This is a genomic window from Limnohabitans sp. DM1, from assembly GCF_001269385.1.
Taxonomy (GTDB): domain Bacteria; phylum Pseudomonadota; class Gammaproteobacteria; order Burkholderiales; family Burkholderiaceae_C; genus Limnohabitans_A.
The window spans coordinates 151,591-171,095 of record NZ_CXOO01000027.1 but is presented as its reverse complement, the minus strand read 5'-3'; the positions used below and the strand labels follow the sequence as shown (position 1 = coordinate 171,095).

Here is a 19,505-nt window from a genome sequence, read left to right as displayed (position 1 = left end):
TCAGAGCCCCAAACTGGTGCGGATCAAGGCCAGCGGCTTGCGCAGCAGCCAGTAACCCAGAAAAGTCCACTCGCCACTCACGCGCGCCGTGCCCTTTTGCCCCACGCTGTGGGGCGTGGGCGCCAGCAGCCGCGCACGCAAGCGGTATGCGTAGGTGGCATCGGGCCGCAGCACGGCTTCATGCGACAGGTAGGTCAACTCGGCATGCACGGGCGACAAAGGGCTCGATTGCAAAAACAAGGTGAGCGTCGAGCCCACGGGCAGCTGCACCACATCGTCGAGCGGCAGCCAGGCCTGGACCTCGATGTCGCTCGGGCGGGCGATGCGCAAAATCTGCTCGCCCACCGCCACCGGTTTGCCCACCCAGGTCAGGGGGTCGTCCAGCAAGACCATGCCCGCGCCGCTGGCGCTGACCTGGGTGCGCTGCAATTGGGACTTGAGGAACTCGTACTCGCTGCGCCGCTCCTGAATGGCACCGGCCACAGCCGCCAATTCGGCCTTGTACTTGGCATCATCCAGGGCCAGTTGATGGGTCTGGCGAAATTGCGCCTGCGCCGTCTCCAGCGTCTGCTGGGCCACCGCCACACGGCTTTGCAGCAAAGCCTCGTCAAACTCGAACAGCTGCTGCCCGCTGCGCACGGTCTGGTTGGGCTGCACATGAAAACGCGCAATCACCCCCTCGATCGGGGCGCGCACCACCACAGGCTGGGCAGGCACCAGCTCGCCGGGCGCCAGCACCGTCATGCGCACCGGCAAAAACAACAAACCCAGCAGCACCGCCATCAACCAGACCCCTGGCCGCTTGAACCAGGGCTTTTGCCCGGCCAGGCGCCACTGGCGCCGCCAGCTGCGCAAACGCTGACCCAGCGCAGGCCTTTGCTGCCGGGCCAGTGCACGCCAGGCGTGTTGCCACACAGACAGCCAGGCCATGAGTTTGGCTTGGTCGGCTTCAGAAAACTGCACATCGCGGGCCAGCAAGAGGCGCGCACCCGGCGCCACATCCAGCGGCAAACTGAGCGCGTTTTGTGGCCACCATTCGGCCCAGCTGGGCTGCTGCTGCGCTGGCAAGTCGAGCGCACTCAAGGCCTGCACACCCGGCTGCGATGCCCAGGGCTGGGCCAGCAAGGCCTTGACCCAATCGAGGTAAGGCGTGTTGTGCTCCACCTGGCTGACGCCCGACAAGGCGCGCACACCTTCGTCGCCCAGCCACAACACCGCTTGCCGGTAAGGCAGCAACGCGTGGGTGGTGTTGCACAGCAAAAACGCCAATTCATCGTGTGACTGCGCCTGCCTCGCTTGTTGACCCAGCTCGAACAGGGTCAACAAGGGCGAATTGTCCAAAGCCGCTGGTGGCCCGCTTGATTGAGTCATAAGGTATTCAATTTATCCATTCGCCCTGCAGTTTGCCAGAAGCCGTCCACTGGCGCGATTGCGCCAATTTGTCTGACAAACCCACACGGCCAGTGCTCTGAGCCTCAGCACCGACCTTGATGCGCAGTACCGTAACCGCCGCCTGGCCGTGCTGGTCCAGGGCCATCAGGCGCAAGACCACTTCACCTTCCACCACATCGGGCGGGTTGAGTGTGATGACGCCGGTCTTTTGGTCCACTTTCACCCAATGCGGTGCGGCCTCGCCGTCGAGCATGTCCACCGAAAGCCGCACCACGGCCCGGGGGTCATGGTGCACAAAGGTGTCCGGTGGCAGGGTGAAGACCAGGCTTCGCCCCGCTTCGATCTGCAAATCGGGCAAGCCGCGCAGCACGCCAAACAGGCCGTCCAGGGGGCTCAAGCGCACAGGCAAGCCCTCGGACTGCGTGGTTGTGGTTTCGCTCAGCAACTCCAGGAACTGGCGCAAGCGAATGGCCTCACGCTCCAGGTTTTGCTGCCGCTGGACCCAATCCTCAGGCACGGCAGGCGCTGTCGCTCGCGTCCAGGACGAAGGGGTGTCTTCCACCCAGGATGGCAGCTCGGCACGCTGCGCCATCGCTTTGGCTGCGGGCACCACCTCATCCAAAGGCATGAATGCGGTAGGGCCACCTGCGCCTTTGCTCAACGGGGCCTCCTGCTGCGTCAACGGCTCCAGCCACGCCGTCACGCCCGTGAGGGGCGCGGGTTCAGATATGGGCGGTTCTGGCGCTGGCGCTGGCGCTGGCACTGGCACTGGCACTGGCACTGGCACTGGCTCAGGCACTGGCTCAGGCACTGGCTCAGGCACTGGCTCAGGCACTGGCTTAGGCACAGTAACGGGCACCGACTTGTCCAGCTGCACAGTGTCGGCCAAAGCGGTGGCGTCACCCACCTGGTTGCTGACCGACAGGCTCAGGCTCACGGGCCCATCCGACAAGGCACGCAAATCCACGCCCTGCAGCGCCCAACGGCCCTGACTGTCCACGTTGGTCACCGCAGTGACGGTGTGCACACCGTCGCTGAACACCACCGTCAAGGGCTGGCCCGCTTCCACGCCTGTGGTGCTGCCCGACAAGTTCACCTGCCCGGCTTCACCCGCAGTGATCACGCCATCGGCGGCCACAGGGAAAGACTCCAGGCGCACTTGCGGTGCTTCACGCACGGCCGCCACAAAGCCTGGGTCGAACACGACGCCATCTGCCACGCCATCGTCATCGCCACGCCCACCATCACGGATGAACAGGCGCACCAGGTCGATGAACCCGTCGCTGTTGGTGTCCAGGAATTTGGCACCGGTGCCGCTGGCCTCGTCCCAGGTGAAGGCCCACACGCCTTGGCTACCCACTTTGAAATAGGTGTTGTAGAGACCCTCGGCAACTTTCACATCGACTTCATGCACCTGCCCCACATAGGCGCTGAGCACCTGTGCAGACAGCGCATCGACGGCGGTTTCATCCACATCCCCCAGACGCACCACTTGCGGATAGTGACGGAATGAAATCACGTCGGTGGCCGCAAACACGTCGGCACTGTCCAGCTGGCTGCCCGACAAGGCCTGCGCCCGCTCGGCTGCGGTGACCGCACGGCTGGTGACGCTGTCGATTTGCACCTCCACCCGCAGTTGACCGCCAGGGTTGTTCACCGGATCACCCAACAGCGCCTGCATATTGCCCGCGCCCTGACGGGTGGTGTCCAAGGCCATGACTTGGCCTGCAGAGGTTTGGAAAGTGACCACATCGCGTTGATCAGCATCATCCAGGCCATCGCCGTTGATGTCGCCAAAGTTCTTCTCGTTGGAAAACAGCACCCCGTCGCCATCCAGAGATTCCAGATCCATACCGTTTTGCGGCGAGACGATGCGCATCTGCAAGGACGGACTGACTGTGGACACATTGCCCGCCATGTCCTGGAACTGGTACTGCAAATTCCAGTTGCCTTCGGGCAGGGCCGACAGCGGCATCAGCGTCAACGTGGCCACATGGAACAAGCTGGGCACTGCCCGGCCATCGACCAGCAAGACCACATTGGCTGTGCCGTCTGGCAAGTTGTCCACTTTCAGGCGCACCAGCCCGCTGGGCGAGGGGTTGCCGCCTTCGGGCACTGGCGCATTCTGTGGCGCCGTCTGTGCAAGCAATTCGCTGATCCATCGGTAATCCTGCACCCGAGCCTCGCTGGTACGCAGCGGATCGGCACCGTTGTCGCGCACGACCTGCAAGACCAGGCTGCGGGCAGGGCCCGCCAAGAGCTGCGCGTCCGGCCATTGAAGCAATGTGCCGTCCACATGCGCGGTCAAGTCAGTCCAGCCTGCAGCCACCCAGTTGGCATCCGCGGGCATGGCTTGCAGGCCATCAAGTCGGCCATAGACGCGGTCAAAGATGCCCAGTGGCGCATTCAGGGTGCCACTGATGAACTGGTTGTTGTTGGCCGTGATGAAATCGCTGGCCGACGGACCGGTGTCGCTCGACAACTGAACCCCCACCACACGGGCCAGGCGATCGGTGACGGTGAAGACCAGGCCTTGCAACGCAGACAAACGGGCCACATCGCGGCCATCGTCGGCCAGGTCCACCAACTCCGACACCACCACCGCCAGCTGTCCGGCCGACATGCCCGTGGTGTCCACACCCAGACGCTGCAGGTCGGCCACGCTCAGCGAAGCCGCTTGGCCCGCCACCACCGCCATGAGGCGCTGCACCGTATCGGCCAGAACTTCAATCTGCGCCACCGTCGACACATCGGCCGCTTGCATGTTGGCGATGCTGTCGTTCAGCAAGGCCAGCGCAGGCGCGGTCAAGGCCGCAGCTGTGGTGGCGCCGATGGCGGCGTAATCGGCCGCTGTGGGCTGGCTGTCGGGGGTGGCATCCACCAGCGTGCCGTTGGCTTCGGCCAGGATGCGCGCACACGCATCGACCACGGCCTGCACTTTGGCGGCCGTATCCAGCACTGCGCCTTTGGCAGCCGCACTGCTCAAAGCCGAGTGAATGGCCGCCAAATTGCGGGCATCCACACCGGTGATCTGCGCGTATGCAAAGTCGGCCACAGCGGGCGCGGCCGCCGTGGCATCTTGCGTGTAACGGGTGAGCACGGCCAGCGCCGCGCTTTGGCTGGCTTGCTGCAGCCAGCTGCGCACATCGGTCATGGACTGCAGATCAGACGGATTGACCGCTGGCGACTTGAGCAAGTCGGCCAGCGCCACCAGCGCTGTGCCTTGCACACCGGTCATGCCCAGGGCTTGCATCTCGGCCACTGTCAGGGGCGATGCCGGGTCTTGCCCATCGGCCAGGCTCATGAGCTTGTCCACGGTGGAGGCCAGCGATTGAAGCTCGTCCACCGAGTCGACCAGATAGAAAGGCTGATCGGCCAGCACCGCGTCCATGAGGCGCAGGCCCTCGGGCGACAAGGCTGCCGCCGTCACCGCGCCGATGCGGGCATAGTCTGCCGCCTGCACCTGGAACTGTGGCGAGGCATCGGCCGCAGGACCATTGGCTTCGGCCAGGATGCCGGCATACGCATCGACCAGCGCCTGCACATCAGGCAAGCTGGCGATCGCATCCCCCGTGATGGCGCTGCTGGCCAGTGCACTGTTGAGCGCAAACACATTGCGACTGTCCACGCCTTGCACATCGGCACGCTGCCAATCGGCCAAGGTGGGGGCGGCACCACTGTTGCTGCTGGCATAGCGCTGCAAGACCTGCAACAAATCGCCCCGCACCGTGTTGACCAGGCCCTGCAAGGCCGCCAGATCGGTCACACCAGCACCGCTGTCGGCTGTCGCGGCCACCGCCGCCAAAATCGCGCTCAGGTTGAAGGGCGTGACACCGCTCAGACCCAGGGCCTGCAAATCGGCGGCGCTCAAGGCCACGCTGGGCGTACCACCAGCGGCGGTCACCAGCAAGGCCTGAACCGTGTTGGCCAGCGCTTCGATCTCGGCCACGCTGTCGATGGCAGACGTCGTCTTGTCGGCCATCACCTGGTTGAGCAACTGCTGGCCAAAAGAGCCATCAGACAGCGCAGCCGCTGCAGTGGCACCAATGGCCGCATAGGTCGCGGCCTGCGGATTGGCTGCCGTGCTGTCGGCGGCCGCGCCATTGGCTTCGGCCAAGATGAGCACATACGCATCCACCATGGCCTGGATTTGGGCCGCTGTGCGGACCTGCTCGCCCTGCACTGCGCTGCTGGCCAGCACGCTGTTGATGGCCGCCAGGTTGTTCGTGTTCACGCCGCTGACACCGGCCACGAGGTAATCGGCCAGTCGCGGCAATGGCGCAGCCGTGTCGTCTGCCGACTGCGCAATGACCGCCAAAGCCGCCTGAATGACCGCCTGGGCTGCTTGACTGCTGCGAATCACCTCGCTGACGCTTTGCTGCAAGTCATTGAGGCTGAGCACACCGCTGCCCGCTGCCGATCCTGCGGCCACACGGGCCAACACATCGGCCAAATTGTCGGCATCCACGCCGAAGATACCCAGAGCAGCAAAGTCATCCGCGCTCAATGCGGGGCTGGCCGCCAGGCCTGCCGCCGTGTGCATCAGGCCCTCCACCGTCTGGGCCAGGGCGTCGATCTTGCTGACCTGATCGACCGCTGTGGACTGCGCATTGGCGATCACATCGAGCAGCAATTGCTGAGCCACCGAGCCGTCTGCCAGCGAGGCGGCGGCAGTGGCACCGATGGCCGCAAAGGTGGCCGCAGTCGGGTTCACGGCACTGGCATCGGGTGCGCCGCCATTGGCTTCGACCAGCACCAACTGGTAGGCATCGAGCACGGCCTGCAAGGCTGCAGGCGTGACAGTCGAGATGGCACCGCTTTGCAGGGCATCGAGCAGCGCCAGGCGATTGGCCTCGGTCACACCGGTCAGGCCCGCTTGCACCCATACATTCAGGTTGGGGTTGCCCGACTGGGTGTCGACCACGGCTTGCAAGACACCGATGGCTGCTGCTTGCTCAGATGCCGAAGTCACCACGCTTTGCAAGCGGGCCAGCGAGTTGATCGCATCCCCGGTATCGGGCGTGCTGACCAAGGCAGCCAGCACTGCGTTCAGATTTTGAGCCGTGACGCCTGTGACCCCCAGCAAGGCGAAATCCGCCGGTGTCAGCGCCTGTGCAGGCGTCAAGCCAGCGGCCGTCTCCAGCAGCGCCGAGGTGATGCTGGCCAGCGCCTGGATCTGCGCCACGGTGTGCACCGCTGGCGTCGTTTGTGCGCCGATGACATCGTTGAGCAGCGCCAAGGCGTTTTGCCCCAGGGCCGTGTTTTGCGCCGCCACACCCAGGTCCACGCCGATGCGCTCGAAGCTGGCCGCCGTGGGGTCGCTCACGGTCAGGTCGTTGGCGCTGCCATTGGCTTCTGACTGGATGCGGTTGTACGCATCCACCATGGCCTGCAAGGCCTGCGCCGTGATGCCGCCGCTGAACGGCTGTGTGGCCAGCGCCTGATTGAGGAACGCCCGTGTGTCGGCATTCACAGCGCTCACACCCAGCAAGGTGTAGTCGGCCAGGCTTGGCACGGCAGCGTTGGCGGGGTCATTGGCATAGGCCTGCAAGCGGGCTTGCGCATCCACTGCGGCTTGCTGATCACGCACGGTGGTCAATACCAGCGTTTGCAGCTGCGCCAGCGTCTGAATCTGGCTGCCGTCATTGGCGGTGTTGGCGATGGCGCTCAGGACCTGCGCCAAATTGGCGCTGTCCACGCCAGAAATTCCCAAGGCCAGGAAGTCTGCCGGGCTCAGGGCCTGGTTGGCAGTCAATGCACTGGCCTGGCTGGCCGCCACCACCATGAAGCGCTCGGCCAGGCTGGCCAGCGCATCGATCTTGGCCACGCTGTCCAGCATGGCCGGGCTGGCGGAAGCGATCAGATCGTTGAACAAAGCCAGCGCTGCCGAGCCAGGGCGCAAAGCAGCCACCTGAGCAGCACCGATCAAGGCGAAATCTATCGCCACAGGCACCACGGCTGGGGTGGCATCCAGCGCCTGGGACAACACGGCCTGGACCGCACGGGCCAGTGCGTTCACTTCGCCGGAGGTGTCCACGGCCGTGCTGGTCTGGCTGGCCACCACGTCTTGCAACAAAGCCATGCCGCTGGCGTTGCCACGCAAAAGGCCCAGATCAACCCCCATCGCTTGGTAGTCAGCAACGCCCGGATTGACAGCGCTGTCGGCATCTCCTGCTGCGCCATTGGCTTCCGCCAGGATGCGCGTGCAGGCATCGACCATGGCTTGCAAGGCCCCCAAGGTGCTCACACCCGAGCCATCATCGGCAGACGCGGCCAGGGCCGACTGCACGGCAGACAAATTGCCTGCCGTCACAGCCGTGAGGCCCAGAGCCTGCAACTGCGCCAGCGTTGGCACGCCTTGGCCTGCGGCACTGGCCACCACCGCCTGCACAGCATCGGCCAGCACTTGCAGTTTGGCCACACTGTCCACATCGGCTGCGGTTTTGCCGTCAATCACTTCGCCCAGCAGCCCCAGCTTCAAGGCGCTGTCCATGCCATTGATGCCCAGCGCCGCATAGTGCGCTGACGTTGGGGGCGTGCTGTTGCTGGCCTGGCCATCTGCGCTTTGCAAGACAGCGGCATAAGCATCCACGATCACCTGAACGTCTGCAGCGCTGTCGGCTTGCACGCCGGTGATGTCTCGATCGGCCAGCACGCTGTTGACCATGGCCACGCTGGGTTGAGCTGCGGCACCCACACCGGCCACACCGGCCAGCGTGTAAACGTTCAAGTCAGCCGATGCGGTACGGTCGATTTGCGCCGAGCTGCTCAGCACAGCCGCTGCGGCCTGCTGCGCCGCTGCAGTCGCTGCACCCGAAGCGGCGTTGGCTGCTGCCACGCTGGCAGGTTCGGTTTCGTTGGCGGCAGTGGCGGCGGCCTGGGCTGCTGCTGCGGCTGCCGTCGCCGCTGCGGCTGCGGAACCAGCTTCGACTGTCGCTGCTTGCGCTGCGGCTTGTTTGACTTCCAATGCCGTCAGCTCCTCTGGCGTTGCCGGACTGCTCAAGGCATTGACTGCCTCGTCCAAAGCAGTCTTGGCTTCTGTTGCTGCCTCGGCTGCCGCTGTTGCTGCAGTGGCTGCGTTGGCAGCTGCCGTGGCCAGGTCAGCCACTTTGGCGTCGGTTGCTGTTTCGCTGGCCGTGGCCGATGCGGTGGCGTCGGTGCCCGCAGTGCTGGCAGCGGAGGCGGCAATGTTGGCATCACCCACGCTGTCAGGTTCGGCTTCGCCTGCTGCTGCGGCGGCGGCCTGTGCTGCGGTCGCAGCCGCTGTGGCGGCTTGCGCTTTCGCTGCGGCATCTGCGGCAGCATCCAGCGCTGCGGCTTGTTTGGCTGCGACATCAGCCAGTTCGTCTGCTGTTGCCGGATCGCTCAATGCTGAGACGGCGAAGTCCAGAGCGTCCTTAGCTTCAGTTGCTGTTGCAGCCGCTGTTGTCGCTGCGGTCGCGGCATCAGCGGCTGCCGTGGCAAGGTCTGCCACTTTGGCGTCTGTCGCGGTTTCGCTGGCATTTGCGGCAGTTGTTGCGGCTGAGCCTGCTGCGCTTGCTGCATTCGCAGCGGCGATGGCTGCTGCCACGCTGTCAGGCTCGGTTTCGTTGGCGGCTACAGCGGCGTCCTCGGCTGCTCTTGCGGCATCACTCGCCGCTGCAGCTGCGTTTGCAGCGTCGACTGCCGCTGACTGTGCTGCGGCCTGTTTGTCTTGCACTGCCGCCAGTTCTTCTGGCGTTGCCGGACTGTCCAGGGCATTGACTGCCTCGTCCAAAGCAGTCTTGGCCGCTGCTGCTGCATCGGCTGCCGCTGTTGCTGCATCGGCTGCGTTGGCAGCTGCCGTGGCAAGGTCTGCCACTTTGGCGTCTGTCGCAGTTTCGCTGGCATTTGCGGCAGTTGTTGCGGCTGCGCCCGCTGCGCTTGCTGCATTCGCAGCGGCGATGGCTGCTGCCACGCTGTCAGGCTCGGTTTCGTTCGCGGCTACAGCCGCGTCCTCGGCTGCTCTTGCGGCATCACTCGCCGCTGCGGCTGCGTTTGCAGCGTCGACTGCCGCTGCCTGTGCTGCGACCTGTTTGTCTTGCACTGCCGCCAGTTCCTCTGGCGTTGCTGGACTGCCCAGGGCATTGACTGCCTCGTCCAAAGCAGTCTTGGCTTCTATTGCTGCATCGGCTGCCGCTGTTGCTGCAGTGGCTGCGTTGGCAGCTGCCGTGGCAAGGTCTGCCACTTTGGCGTCTGTCGCGGTTTCGCTGGCGGTGGCAGATGCAGTGGCGTCGGTGTCCGATGCATTTGCAGCTGTGGCCGCACTGATGGCAATGGCAACGCTGTCGGGGACTGTTTCACCGGCCGCTGAAGCGGCGGCTTGCGCAGCGGTCGCGGCAACTGTGGCTGCTTGTGCTTTCGCTGCAGCATCTGCGGCAGCAGCCAAAGCTGCGGCTTGCTTGACCTCTACGTTGGTCAATTGCTCTGCAGTTGCCGGACTGCCGATGGCATTGACTGCCTCGTCCAAAGCAGTCTTGGCCGCTGTTGCTGCATCGGCTGCCGCTGTTGCTGCATCGGCTGCGTTGGCAGCTGCAGTGGCCAAGATGGCCACTTTGGCGTCTGTCGCGGTTTCGCTGGCATTTGCGGCAGCTGTTGCGGCTGCGCCCGCTGTGCTTGCAGCGGCGGCAGCATTGTTGGCAGCTGCCACACTGTCAGACTCGGTTTCGTTCGCGGCTACAGCGGCGTCCTCCGCTGCTGTTGCGGCATCACTCGCCGCTGCGGCTGCGTTTGCAGCGTCGACTGCCGCTGCTTGTGCTGCGGCTTGCTTGACCTCTACGTTGGTCAATTGCGCTGGCGTTGCCGGACTGCTCAAGGCTTCAACTGCGTCGTCCAAAGCAGTCTTGGCCGCTGTTGCTGCATCGGCTGCCGCTGTTGCTGCATCGGCTGCATTGGCAGCTGCCGTGGCCAAAATGGCCACTTTGGCGTCTGTCGCGGTTTCGCTGGCATTTGCGGCAGTTGTTGCGGCTGTGCCCGCTGTGCTTGCAGCGGTGGCAGCATTGTTGGCAGCTGCCACACTGTCAGACTCGGTTTCGTTCGCGGCTACAGCGGCGTCCTCCGCTGCTGTTGCGGCATCACTCGCCGCTGCGGCTGCGTTTGCAGCGTCGACTGCCGCTGCTTGTGCTGCGGCTTGTTTGACCTCAACGTTGGTCAATTGCGCTGGCGTTGCCGGACTGCTCAAGGCTTCAACTGCGTCGTCCAAAGCGGTCTTGGCTTCTGTTGCTGCATCGGCTGCCGCTGTTGCTGCATCGGCTGCGTTGGCAGCTGCCGTGGCCAAGTCTGCCACTTTGGCGTCTGTCGCAGTTTCGCTGGCCGTGGCCGATGCAGTGGCGTCGGTGTCCGCTGCATTTGCAGCTGTGGCCGCACTGATGGCAATGGCCACGCTGTCAGGGACTGTTTCACCGGCCGCTGAAGCGGCGGCTTGCGCGGCGTTCGCGGCAGCTGTGGCCGCTTGTGCTTTCGCTGCAGCATCTGCGGCAGCAGCCAAAGCTGCGGCTTGCTTGACCTCTACGTTGGTCAATTGCGCTGCAGTTGCCGGACTGCTCAAGGCTTTAACTGCGTCGTCCAAAGCAGTCTTGGCCGCTGTTGCTGCATCGGCCGCCGCTGTTGCTGCATCGGCTGCGTTGGCAGCTGCCGTGGCCAAGATGGCCACTTTGGCGTCTGTCGCGGTTTCGCTGGCCGTGGTCGATGCGGTGGCGTCGGTGTCCGCTGCATTTGCAGCTGCGGCCGCACTGATGGCAATGGCAACGCTGTCGGGGACTGTTTCACCGGCCGCTGAAGCGGCGGCTTGCGCAGCGGTCGCGGCAGCTGTGGCTGCTTGTGCTTTCGCTGCAGCATCTGCGGCAGCAGCCAAAGCTGCGGCTTGCTTGGCCTCTACGTTGGTCAATTGCGCTGGCGTTGCTGGACTGCCCAGGACATTGACTGCCTCGTCCAAAGCAGTCTTGGCCGCTGTTGCTGCATCGGCTGCCGCTGTTGCTGCATCGGCCGCGTTGGCAGCTGCCGTGGCCAAGATGGCCACTTTGGCGTCTGTCGCGGTTTCGCTGGCATTTGCGGCAGCTGTTGCGGCTGCGCCCGCTGTGCTTGCAGCGGCGGCAGCATTGTTGGCAGCTGCCACACTGTCAGGCTCGGTTTCGTTCGCGGCTACAGCGGCGTCCTCGGCTGCTGTTGCGGCATCACTCGCCGCTGCGGCTGCGTTTGCAGCGTCGACTGCCGCTGCTTGTGCTGCGACCTGTTTGTCTTGCACTGCCGCCAGTTCCTCTGGCGTTGCTGGACTGCCCAGGGCATTGACTGCCTCGTCCAAAGCAGTCTTGGCTTCTATTGCTTTTGTAGCTGCCGCTGTTGCTGCAGTGGCTGCGTTGGCAGCTGCCATGGCAAGGTCTGCCACTTTGGCGTCTGTCGCTGTTTCGCTGGCGGTGGCAGATGCAGTGGCGTCGGTGTCCGATGCATTTGCAGCTGTGGCCGCACTGATGGCAATGGCAACGCTGTCGGGGACTGTTTCACCGGCCGCTGAAGCGGCGGCTTGCGCAGCGGTCGCGGCAACTGTGGCTGCTTGTGCTTTCGCTGCAGCATCTGCGGCAGCAGCCAAAGCTGCGGCTTGCTTGACCTCTACGTTGGTCAATTGCGCTGCAGTTGCCGGACTGCCGATGGCATTGACTGCCTCGTCCAAAGCAGTCTTGGCCGCTGTTGCTGCATCGGCTGCCGCTGTTGCTGCAGTGGCTGCGTTGGCAGCTGCCGTGGCCAAGATGGCCACTTTGGCGTCTGTCGCGGTTTCGCTGGCATTTGCGGCAGCTGTTGCGGCTGCGCCCGCTGTGCTTGCTGCATTCGCAGCGGCTATGGCTGCTGCCACGCTGTCAGGCTCGGTTTCGTTCGCGGCTACAGCGGCGTCCTCGGCTGCTGTTGCGGCATCACTCGCCGCTGCGGCCGCGTTTGCAGCGTCGACTGCCGCTGCTTGTGCTGCGGCTTGTTTGTCTTGCACTGCCGCCAGTTCTTCTGGCGTTGCCGGACTGCTCAAGGCTTTAACTGCGTCGTCCAAAGCAGTCTTGGCCGCTGTTGCTGCATCGGCTGCCGCTGTTGCTGCATCGGCTGCGTTGGCAGCTGCCGTGGCCAAGTCTGCCACTTTGGCGTCTGTCGCAGTTTCGCTGGCCGCGGCCGATGCAGTGGCGTCGGTGTCCGCTGCATTTGCAGCTGTGGCCGCACTGTTGGCATCACCCACGCTGTCAGGTTCGGCTTCGCCTGCTGCTACTGCTGCGTCCTGTGCCACTTTCGCGGCAGCTGTGGCTGCTTGTGCTTTCGCTGCAGCATCTGCGGCAGCAGCCAAAGATGCGGCTTGTTTGACCTCTACGTTGGCCAATTGCGCTGGCGTTGCCGGACTGCTCAAGGCTTTAACTGCGTCGTCCAAAGCAGTCTTGGCCGCTGTTGCTGCATCGGCCGCCGCTGTTGCTGCATCGGCTGCGTTGGCAGCTGCCGTGGCCAAGTCTGCCACTTTGGCGTCTGTCGCAGTTTCGCTGGCCGTGGCCGATGCAGTGGCGTCGGTGTCCGCTGCATTTGCAGCTGTGGCCGCACTGTTGGCATCACCCACGCTGTCAGGTTCGGCTTCGCCTGCTGCTGCTGCTGCGTCCTGTGCCACTTTCGCGGCAACTGTGGCTGCTTGTGCTTTCGCTGCAGCATCTGCGGCAGCAGCCAAAGCTGCGGCTTGTTTGACCTCTACGTTGGCCAATTGCGCTGGCGTTGCTGGACTGCCTAGAGCATTGACTGCCTCGACCAAAGCAGTCTTGGCCTCTGATGCTGCATCGGCTGCCGCTGTTGCTGCATCGGCTGCGTTGGCAGCTGCCGTGGCCAGGTCTGCCACTTTGGCGTCTGTCGCGGTTTCGCTGGCCGTGGCCGATGCAGTGGCGTCGGTGTCCGCTGCATTTGCAGCTGTGGCCGCACTGATGGCAATGGCCACGCTGTCAGGGACTGTTTCACCGGCCGCTGAAGCGGCGGCTTGCGCGGCGTTCGCGGCAGCTGTGGCCGCTTGTGCTTTCGCTGCAGCATCTGCGGCAGCAGCCAAAGCTGCGGCTTGCTTGACCTCTACGTTGGTCAATTGCGCTGCAGTTGCCGGACTGCTCAAGGCATTGACTGCCTCGTCCAAAGTAGTCTTGGCCGCTGTTGCTGCATCGGCTGCCGCTGTTGCGGCATCGGCTGCGTTGGCAGCTGCAGTGGCCAAGATGGCCACTTTGGCGTCTGTCGCGGTTTCGCTGGCCGTGGTCGATGCGGTGGCGTCGGTGTCCGCTGCATTTGCAGCTGCGGCCGCACTGATGGCAATGGCCACGCTGTCAGGGACTGTTTCACCGGCCGCTGAAGCGGCGGCTTGCGCGGCGGTCGCGGCAGCTGTGGCTGCTTGTGCTTTCGCTGCAGCATCTGCGGCAGCAGCCAAAGCTGCAGCTTGCTTGACCTCTACGTTGGTCAATTGCGCTGGGGTTGCCGGACTGCCCAGGGCTTTTACTGCGTCGTCCAAAGCAGTCTTGGCCGCTGTTGCTGCATCGGCTGCCGCTGTTGCTGCATCGGCCGCGTTGGCAGCTGCCGTGGCAAGGTCTGCCACTTTGGCATCTGTCGCGGTTTCGCTGGCGGTGGCCGATGCGCTGGCGTCGGTGCCCGCAGTGCTGGCAGCGGCGGCAGCATTGTTGGCAGCTGCCACACTGTCAGACTCGGTTTCGTTCGCGGCTACAGCGGCGTCCTCCGCTGCTGTTGCGGCATCACTCGCCGCTGCGGCTGCGTTTGCAGCGTCGACTGCCGCTGCTTGTGCTGCGGCCTGTTTGTCTTGCACTGCCGCCAGTTCTTCTGGCGTTGCCAGACTGCTCAAGGCATTGACTGCCTCGTCCAAAGCAGTCTTGGCCGCTGTTGCTGCATCGGCTGCCGCTGTTGCTGCATCGGCTGCGTTGGCAGCTGCCGTGGCCAAGATGGCCACTTTGGCGTCTGTCGCGGTTTCGCTGGCATTTGCGGCAGCTGTTGCGGCTGCGCCCGCTGTGCTTGCAGCGGCGGCAGCATTGTTGGCAGCTGCCACACTGTCAGGCTCGGTTTCGTTCGCGGCTACAGCGGCGTCCTCGGCTGCTCTTGCGGCATCACTCGCCGCTGCGGCTGCGTTTGCAGCGTCGACTGCCGCTGCTTGTGCTGCGGCTTGTTTGACCTCTACGTTGGCCAATTGCGCTGGCGTTGCTGGACTGCCTAGAGCATTGACTGCCTCGACCAAAGCAGTCTTGGCCTCTGATGCTGCATCGGCTGCCGCTGTTGCTGCATCGGCTGCGTTGGCAGCTGCCGTGGCCAGGTCTGCCACTTTGGCGTCTGTCGCGGTTTCGCTGGCCGTGGCCGATGCAGTGGCGTCGGTGTCCGCTGCATTTGCAGCTGTGGCCGCACTGATGGCAATGGCCACGCTGTCAGGGACTGTTTCACCAGCCGCTGAAGCCGCGGCTTGCGTGGCGTTCGCGGCAGCTGTGGCCGCCTGTGCTTTGGCTGCAGCATCTGCGGCAGCAGCCAAAGCTGCGGCTTGTTTGACCTCTACGTTGGCCAATTGCGCTGGCGTTGCTGGACTGCCTAGAGCATTGACTGCCTCGACCAAAGCAGTCTTGGCCTCTGATGCTGCATCGGCTGCCGCTGTTGCTGCATCGGCTGCGTTGGCAGCTACCGTGGCCAGGTCTGCCACTTTGGCGTCTATCGCAGTTTCGCTGGCTGTGGCTGCAGCAGTCGCGGCTGTGCCCGCTGCACTTGCAGCGGCGGCAGCACTGTTGGCAGCTGTGACGCCAGATGGCGTTGTTTCACCAGCCGCTGTGGCAGCTGCTTGCGCGGCTGTTGCGGCAGCAGTCGCTGCTGCGGCTTTGGCAGCGGCATCCGTGGCTGCTGCTTGGGCAATGGCCTGCTTCGCTTCGACATCGCTCAACTGCGCTGGCGTTGCCGGATTGCCCAGTGCTACAACGGCGCTCTCCAAAGCTGCCTTGGCCGCTGTCGCTGCAGCTGCGGCTGTTGTGGCATCAGTTGCGGCAGTGGCGGCAACTGCTGCCAGGTCGGCCACTTTGGCGTCTGTGGCTGTTTCGCTGTCTGTGGCTGCAGCAAGCGCAGCGGTGCCCGCTGCGCTTGCAGCGGTGGCAGCAGCGTTGGCAGCTGTCACGCCAGATGGCGTTGTTTCACCAGCCGCTGTGGCAGCCGCTTGCGCGGCTGTTGCGGCAGCAGTCGCTGCTGCGGCTTTGGCGGCGGCATCTGCGGCGGCTGATTGGGCAGCGGCCTGCTTGGCTTCGACATCGCTCAACTGAGCTGGCGTTGCCGGATTGCCCAGTTCTGCAACGGCGCTGTCCAAAGCTGCCTTGGCGGCTGTCGCAGCGGCTGCGGCTGTTGTGGCTGCAGTGGCGGCAGTGGCGGCAACTGCAGCCAGGTCGGCCACTTTGGCGTCGGTCGCTGTTTCGCTGGCTGTGGCTGCAGCAATTGCAGCGGTACCTGCTGCGCTTGCAGCGGCGGCAGCGGTATTGGCCACATCCACGCTGGATGGCGTTGTTTCACCTGCCGCTGCGGCAGCAGCTTGCGCGGCTGTTGCGGCAGCGGTCGCTTCTGCGGCTTTGGCAGCAGCATCAGCAGCAGCTGCGAGCGCAGCCGCTTGGTTTGCCTCTACGGCGCTCAACTGTGCTGGCGTTGCCGGATTGCCCAGTGCTGCAACGGCGCTTTCTAACGCTGCATTGGCGGCTGTCGCTGCTGCTGCGGCTGTTGTGGCTGCAGTTGCGGCATTGGCGGCAACTGCTGCCAGGTCGGCCACTTTGGCGTCTGTCGCTGTTTCGCTGGCTGTGGCTGCAGCAGTTGCAGCGGTGCCCGCTGCACTTGCAGCGGCAGCAGCACTGTTGGCAGCTGTGACGCCAGATGGCGTTGTTTCACCAGCCGCTGTGGCAGCCGCTTGCGCGGCTACCGCGGCAGCGGTCGCTGCTGCTGCTTTGGCGGCGGCATCTGTGGCTGCTGCTTGGGCAATGGCCTGCTTGGCTTCGACATCGCTCAACTGAGCTGGCGTTGCCGGATTGCCCAGTTCTGCAACGGCGCTGTCCAAAGCTGTCTTGGCGGCTGTCGCTGCAGCGGCTGCCGTTGTGGCTGCAGTTGCAGCCGTGGCAGCGGCGGTGGCCAAGCTGGCCACTTTGGCGTCGGTCGCGCTTTCGCTGGTTGTGGCTGCAGCAGTTGCGGCTGCTGCAGCTGTACTTGCAGCTGCAGCAGCACTGTTGGCAGCAGCCACGCTGGATGGCGTTGTTTCTCCAGCCGCTGTGGCAGCAGCTTGCGCGGCTGTTGCGGCAGCGGTCGCTTCTGCGGCTTTGGCAGCAGCATCAGCAGCAGCTGCGAGCGCAGCCGCTTGGTTTGCCTCTACGGCGCTCAACTGTGCTGGCGTTGCCGGATTGCCCAGTGCTGCAACGGCGCTTTCTAACGCTGCATTGGCGGCTGTCGCTGCTGCTGCGGCTGTTGTGGCTGCAGTTGCGGCATTGGCGGCAACTGCTGCCAGGTCGGCCACTTTGGCGTCTGTCGCTGTTTCGCTGGCTGTGGCTGCAGCAGTTGCAGCGGTGCCCGCTGCACTTGCAGCGGTGGCGGCAGCGTTGGCAGCTGTCACGCCAGATGGCGTTGTTTCACCAGCCGCTGTGGCAGCCGCTTGCGCGGCTGTTGCGGCAGCAGTCGCTGCTGCGGCTTTGGCGGCGGCATCTGCGGCGGCTGATTGGGCAGCGGCCTGCTTGGCTTCGACATCGCTCAACTGAGCTGGCGTTGCCGGATTGCTCAGTTCTGCAACTGCACTGTCAAGCGCGGTCTTGGCCGCTGTTGCTGCTGCAGCCGCCGTTGTGGCTGCAGTTGCAGCCGTGGCAGCGGCCGTGGCCAAGCTGGCCACTTTGGCGTCGGTCGCGCTTTCGCTGGTTGTGGCTGCAGCAGTTGCGGCTGCTGCCGCTGCACTTGCAGCGGCTGCAGCACTTTTGGCATCAGTCACGCCCGATGGCGTTGTTTCACCAGCCGCTGTGGCAGCAGCTTGCGCGGCTGTGGCGGCAGCGGTCGCTGCTGCGGCTTTGGCAGCGGCATCAACGGTAGCCGCCAAGGCCGCGGCCTGCTTGGCCTCCACGTCTGCCAACTCAGCGGGCGTTGCCGGACTGCTCAAGGCTGCAACCGCACTGACCAAAGCCGTTGCAGCTGTTTCGGCGGCTGTTGCTGCAGCCGATGCGGCGGTGGCTGTACCCTCGGCATGGTCAGAAGCACCTGCCAACACCAGCGTTTGCACAGCCGCAAGGCTGCTCAGCTGCGTGGCATCGGTCACGCTGGCCAGTGCGGCTTGCACGGCTGCCAGGTTTTCAGCGGTGACCCCCTGTACACCCAAACTGGCCAATTGCGCCAGGCTGGGCGTGCCGGCCATGACGGCTTGCACGGCATCGGCCAAGGCTTGCACTTCGCTCACGCTGTCAACTGCGCCAAAGGCTTGGCCGTCGATCACATCGCCCAGCAAGCTGGCTTTGTCTGCGCTGTCTACCCCGGTCACACCGATGGCGGCGTATTGCGCCTGTGAAGGCGCTGTCGTATTGTTGTCCGATGTGCCATCGGCGTGGGCTTGAATCGCCTGGTACGCATCGACAATGGCCTGCACTTTGGCCACCGTGTCGGTCTGGGCGGCAGTGACGGCACTGCTGGCCAAGGCGCTGAGGATGGCGTCCAGGTTGCTGGCATCGACCCCGGTCACGGCGCATGCCGTGAACACAGCCAGGTCCGGCACCGCGGCGGAACCACTGCCGTTGCTGTCTGCATAAGCCTTGATCACGTCCAGTTCAACTGGGGTGACGGGCTCTGGCGTGGTGTCGATCGTCAAACGCTGCACCGCCGTCGTGGCCACATTGCCCGCTGCATCGGTCACTTGCGCCCGGAACTGGTAGCTGCCATCAGCCAGATGGACCTGGGCTGTGGAGGTGGCGCTCCAGCTTGCGCCGCTGTCGGTGGACACTTGGTACACCACGCTGGCATCGGCGTCTGGATCTGTCAGTTTCAGATCAAAGCTGTTGTCGGTGGTGTTGATGCCACCTGACTGGCTGACGCTGTCGGCCAAGCCCTCCAAGCTCAACACGCCTGCTGCCACAGCGGTGTCAATCGTCACGCTGTGCACATTGCTCAAGCTCAGGTTGCTGTCGGCATCCAGCATCTGCGCGCGGAACTGGTAGCTGCCGTCTGCCAGCGGGCCTTGTTCGGCCGAAGTGGTGTCCCAGTTCAACCCGCCGTCTGTCGAGACCTCATAAGTCACCAAGGCCGCCGGGTCTTGACCCGTCAAAGACAGCGTGAAACTGTTGTCTTGCGTCAGGCCATCACTGTCGCTGTCGCCGCTGTCCGTGAAGGCCAACAAGGACAGTGTTCCGACGGCCGGTGCTGCGGTGCTCACGGTCAAGTCAAACAGACTGGCCATGGCCGATATGTTCAGTGCCCTGTCGGTCGACAAAGCGGTGAAGCTGTAGGTGCCATCGGCCAGCGGTGCATCGGTCAGGTCCAGGGTGAAGACCCCTGTGCTGTCGGCTGTGGGGGTGCCCAACAAGATCCCGTCGCGCCAGACTTCCACCACAGCACCCGGCTCGGCCATGCCTTGCAGCACCTGCTGCTGCACCTCGGAAATCAAGGCCGTGGGTGTGCCGCCTACGGTGCCAAAGCCCGTCAATGTCGGGGCATTGGGCGCTCGGGTGTCCACCAGCAGTGGCAAGGGCTCGGACCTGGAGGACACATTGCCCGCCAGATCCAAGACTTCCGCCATCAGGCTGTAGTGGCCATCGGCCAGATCAGCGCTCGGTTGCCAGCTGAATAGCCCATCCGCATCGGCCTGAACCACCGGCTCGGTGTTCAGACCGGTGCCCAGAATACGCACCTGGGCATCGGGCTCGGCGCTGCCCGTCAATGTAGGCCGTGCCTGGCCTGTCACATCAGGACCTGTCAGGCTGGTGGCCAAGGGGGCCGTCGTGTCAACCGTAACGCTCAGGGCACCACTCACCTCACTGGTGTTGCCCGCTGCATCCAGGGCGACAGCGGTGTAGTGGTAAACACCGTCTGCCAAGCGCTGTGCAGGCGTGAAGCTGAATTGCCCATCGCTGACG

2 protein-coding genes (1 of these 2 running past the window's edge) are annotated in these 19,505 nt (G+C 64.4%); both read right to left on the bottom strand.

Annotated elements, in window-relative coordinates; translation table 11 throughout:
- Nucleotides 1-1,326 carry an efflux RND transporter periplasmic adaptor subunit gene (locus tag AMM33_RS11655; protein ID WP_228768089.1) on the bottom strand — a complete coding sequence of 442 codons (1,326 nt, stop codon included), beginning with the start codon at nt 1,324-1,326 and terminating at the stop codon, nt 1-3.
- 52 nt (nt 1,327-1,378) lie between these two features.
- Nucleotides 1,379-19,505, bottom strand: the 3' end of a protein-coding gene (locus AMM33_RS11650; protein WP_090141492.1) for an Ig-like domain-containing protein. The gene runs 28,358 nt beyond the window's last position; the window shows 18,127 of its 46,485 coding nt (coding positions 28,359-46,485); the start codon falls outside the window, past its right edge; its stop codon occupies nt 1,379-1,381.